This window comes from Fulvivirga aurantia, from assembly GCF_009711475.1.
Classification (GTDB): domain Bacteria; phylum Bacteroidota; class Bacteroidia; order Cytophagales; family Cyclobacteriaceae; genus Fulvivirga; species Fulvivirga aurantia.
In genome coordinates this window covers 1-4,410 of record NZ_SMMD01000594.1, presented here as the reverse complement: position 1 = coordinate 4,410, position 4,410 = coordinate 1, and the positions used below count along the sequence as shown (strand labels likewise).

General features: G+C 38.1%; 5 protein-coding genes. 1 reads left to right on the top strand and 4 read right to left on the bottom strand.

From position 1 onward, the window contains the following. The 4 genes from E1176_RS05280 to E1176_RS05265 form a co-directional block, all read right to left on the bottom strand. Nucleotides 1-491 (bottom strand): J domain-containing protein (locus tag E1176_RS05280; RefSeq protein WP_155209523.1); only part of this gene is annotated, 491 nt, incomplete at its 3' end. Beyond that, nucleotides 488-1,591, bottom strand: a complete 1,104-nt coding sequence (gene dprA / locus E1176_RS05275) for a DNA-processing protein DprA (protein WP_155209522.1) — start codon at nt 1,589-1,591, stop codon at nt 488-490. The genes dprA and E1176_RS05280, both read right to left, overlap by 4 nt. Nucleotides 1,592-1,603: 12 nt before the next feature. Beyond that, on the bottom strand, nt 1,604-1,942 hold the full coding sequence (locus E1176_RS05270) for a MerR family transcriptional regulator (protein WP_155209521.1): 339 nt from the start codon (nt 1,940-1,942) through the stop codon (nt 1,604-1,606). An 8-nt stretch (nt 1,943-1,950) separates the two neighbouring features. After that, nucleotides 1,951-3,120, bottom strand: a complete 1,170-nt coding sequence (locus E1176_RS05265; protein WP_343030505.1) for a CapA family protein — start codon at nt 3,118-3,120, stop codon at nt 1,951-1,953. A 309-nt stretch (nt 3,121-3,429) separates the two neighbouring features. Between E1176_RS05265 and E1176_RS05260 the strand changes: the two genes are divergently transcribed. Beyond that, on the top strand, nt 3,430-4,410 hold a 981-nt coding region (locus E1176_RS05260; RefSeq protein WP_155209520.1), incomplete at its 3' end, for a pyocin knob domain-containing protein.

The window sequence follows — 4,410 nt, the reverse complement described above, 5'->3', positions numbered from 1 at the left end:
GCTTCTACAGATCTACCCCCAAACTGGGTCATTGCTCTATTAAAATTGAGTAGGGATTTGTCAATGTCACCTTGTTCTAAAGCTTCCAGACCTCGCTCGTAATACCTTACCGAAGACTGATACAACAGGGTAAGCGGTATCAATACAACAGCCATAATAAAGGCAATGATGAAGATTCTGGCATACATCCAGGCAGTGGGTGTATATTTTCTCTTTTTGGTAGAATAAAAAGGGGCAGAAGCGTACCTGGGTGAATTACTCGTGTTAATAGAGGTTTTGTATTTTAATTTTTCATCGAAATGGGCTTTTTTGCTATCATCCCTTAACACTGAGTAAGCTGTGCTGATGCGCTTAAACTTATCTTCGTAGCTGGGTTTGTCGGGATGTTTATCGGGGTGGTATTTTTTGGCTAGTTTACGATATGCTTCTTTTACCTCTTTCTGACTAGCGAAATTATCTAAGCCAAGAATTCGGTAATAGTTTTCATTCATCTGGTAGCCAACTTAAATTTTTTGCCTGGTAATGAGTTTACGAATCCTTTAAACTCAAGGTTAAGTAGGATGGAGGCTAGCAAATTAATAGGCAGTTGTGTTTGCCAGCTAAGGTTGTCCATAAGTATACCTTCTTTATGGTCAGACAGCTGTTTTACCACAAGCACCTCTTGCTCATCTAAGGAAGAAAAATCCAATGTTGTATTTACTGCATCAGTTGAAGCTTCCCAATTCATAATGTACTCAATATCCTTAACGCTGGTAAACAAATGGGCTTTATTTGATTTTATGAGGTTATTACAACCTTCAGAGTAAGACATCCCCAAATTACCAGGTACGGCAAAAACATCACGGCTATAGCCATTGGCAACTTCAGCGGTAATTAAGGCACCTCCTTTTTTAGCTGCTTCTACAATCACAATAGCATCTGCCATTCCAGCAATAATTCTATTTCGGGCCGGAAATTTATGTGGGTCAGGTTTTACATCGTAGCTATGCTCAGTGAGCAAACCTCCCTGAGAAAGCATTTTATTGGCCGCTTCTCTATGAACAGAAGGATATACTACATTAATACCACTAGCCATGACGCCAATTGTGTCTAAATTATTATTTAAAGCTGCTTTGTGAGCACAAATATCAATACCATAAGCCAAACCGCTTACTATTAAAGCGTTATGGGCTTTTAAGTCTGAAACAAGTTGCTCGGTTATTTCCTTTCCATAAGTTGTGGCTTTTCGCGTGCCCACTATAGCTACTATCTTCCTATCGTTTAGTGGTGCCGTGCCCTTGTAGTAAAGCAGGGCAGGGGCGTCATTTATATGCTTAAGATTTTTAGGATACGCTGAATCCGAATAAAGTAGAATTTGAACGCCTTCATCATCAGCTCTCTTCAACTCTTTCTCGGCCTTTTCAAATGGTCTTTGATTAACAATAAGCTCAGCTGTAGATGGACCTATGCCTGGTATTTTGAGCAGTTTGCTTTTAGGAGTTTTAAACACTGCCTCAGCAGACCCACAATAACTCACTAATTGTTTAATACTATAACTACCAATTCCGGAGATAAAATTGAGTGCCAGTTGGTCTAACCGGTTTTGATCCATGATGAGAAAAGCTTATCGGAGTTGCTGCCTGATTTCTAACAAAAATTCCTTGACCTGGCTCAAAGATTCTATGACTTCCATTCTGCCTCTAACAGCTTCGGTGTCATTTTTAAGCATATCTTTTGCTCCCTGTAGGGTGAAGCCTTTTTCTTTCACCAAATGGTAGATGAGCTTTACATTTTCGATATCATCTTTGGTAAACTGGCGATTACCTTTACGATTTTTCTTAGGCTTGATGATGTCAAACTCGCTTTCCCAAAATCTAATAAGAGAAGTAGCTACATTAAACATAGCTGCCACCTCACCGATGGCATAATATTTCTTCTCTATTGTCTTTTCTTTATAGGGCATGAACAAATTTAATCTTGAATATAAGTAATTATACCGCTATCGTCAATTTTTATTTTCACTTCGGGAAAATCTTTTGATGTAAGGTCCTGCAACCTTTTAATTACTCCCTTATTAGAATCTATTTTTGGTCCTCCCGGAGCTCTTTGTATGATTGGAGTGACCTCTGCTTTTATAAATTCCCCATTACTTTTAGTGAAAACTTTAATAATTGGCGCCAACCCATTATCTCCTCTCAAATTAAAACGCGCATATGTGCAAAAATTGCCAAGACTATAAGATATAAACCTTCCTTTATACACCTCTACCGCTCTTGTCACATGCGGTCCGTGACCAAATATTACATCAGCACCACTATTAATGAGTTCATGAGCAAATTGGTAAACGTTACCTCGGTTTTCACCATAAAAATACTCTGTTTTTCTATTCACGTGTTGGTACTTACTTCCTTCGGCACCTCCATGAAATGAGGCAATTACAATATCACTTATTGAGTCTAAGTGAGTGATGATTTCTTTGGCCTTACCCAGGTCATTAATACTCATCGTACCGGTATTAGGAGCAAAGGCTGCAAACCCATATTTCATCCCGTCCATCATAAAGGTGGCATAAGGTTTTGACTCTAAGCCTGCATGATGTATTTCTAATGAATCTAAGACACGCATTGTATTTTTTCTTCCCGGATTTCCAAAATCACCTGCATGATTATTGGCAGTACTCATCACATCAAAACCAGCGTCTTTCAGATTTTGCACCATATACTCAGGAGACCTGAAAATGTAGCATACCTTGGGGTTTCTACAGTATTTGGGATCACCACCTTCATTCAATATTACACCTTCCAGGTTTCCAAAAGTAACATCAGCAGATTGTAAAACAGAATCAACTTCAGCCAATAAATCTTTCCCCTGGTTAGGAGGCAAATAATACGTTTCAGGAAAATTTGTACCCATCATGATGTCCCCAACACCAATAATTGATACCGTATCTTTCAAAACTCTGTATACATTGAGCTCGACAGAGTCCTGTATAGTTACCACCGGGGGTATTTTAACCAATGTGTCTATCTGAACAGCCAAACTGTCTTTGAAGCCATCTTCTTGGGTAGTTGTAGGCTTTTTAGACACTTTACAAGCACCCATTACCAGCACAAGCAATACAAAACCAACTATATGTCTCACGTGGAATAATCTGCAAAAATTCATAAGCGGCAAAACTAGGATAAATGAATAGATGGTTTGGCGTGAAGTGCAGTAAAAGTTTTTAAAAAAATTACATCTTATGATGTAAGTTATTAGTCATTTTTACACTTTTTTAAATGAAATTTTATTCTTTAAGGAAAAACTCACATTATCAAAATTACACCTTTAATTATATGAATAATATAATGTAAGTTTTACCTAAATATTGATTTTTATCACAAAATATGACCTGTTAGCTTTGTGAGATTATTTTAAGTAATTCTATGAATGTAATTAATACTCTCACTTATGAAAATTAAATATTCTCTTCTATTTGTTACGATATTTATTTCTTGTTTGGTGTGCAATGCACAAAACTGGGGTAAAAATGCAGAGATTCAGAATGATGGAACGTTGGATGTTGGTAAATACATAAACTTTTATGACACCAACTCTTCCTTAGACTTTAGTCACCGTATTTATTCAGAGAATGATGTACTAAACATCACTGGGCATGTCAATGTGATTGGATCATTACTAAGTGATGATCCAGCCACTACCACGGACTGGAATACTGTTTGGCAAAGCGGATTCTTCGATGGCAACTCTGCTGCCAATGCTCCAGAAACGGGCTGGTTTTGGGGTATAAATTTAGGACATACATCGAACCGATCAGATTATCGATACGGAGGCCAGCTTCTTATAAAGAACGCCCCGACAGAACCGACATTATATTTTAGAAGTAGATATGCCGCTGGGAATGGAACCTGGGCTAAAATTATCAGTAGTGAAGGGAACCAAAACATTAATGGATCTTTGGCCATTGGCACAACCACACCTACTACACGACTTCATGTGGTGCAGGATGGGGTAAACTCAACCAACGGTAATGAATCGTTAGGTGCTAGATTAGAAATAGGTCGACAAAAGCTAGAATTTACAGCTCACAGAACAGCCAATCATACAGATTGGAATTATACCACATTAGAGATTCAGGCCATGATTGATAATACTAATCACCAGTCGATAAGCTTTGTCAATGATGCTAATTATCAAGAACACATAGATATTAGGACTGGCGATGATAAATTCAGCACCCGCTTTGCTGCTAATGGTAATGTAGGCATAGGCACCTCCAATCCATCCCATAAACTCGATGTCAAAGGTGTAATCCATGCTGAAGAAGTATTGGTAAACCTTTCTGTTGAAGGCCCGGACTATGTATTCGAAGAAGACTACCCATTACAAGACCTATCAGAATTAGAAACCTATCTTAAAGAAAATAAGCAC

What these genes read in the sequence shown, in the direction of transcription:
- dprA (WP_155209522.1), bottom strand. Translation starts at nt 1,591, where the DNA reads ATGGATCAAAACCGGTTAGACCAACTGGCACTCAATTTTATCTCCGGA.
- E1176_RS05270 (WP_155209521.1), bottom strand. Translation starts at nt 1,942, where the DNA reads ATGCCCTATAAAGAAAAGACAATAGAGAAGAAATATTATGCCATCGGT.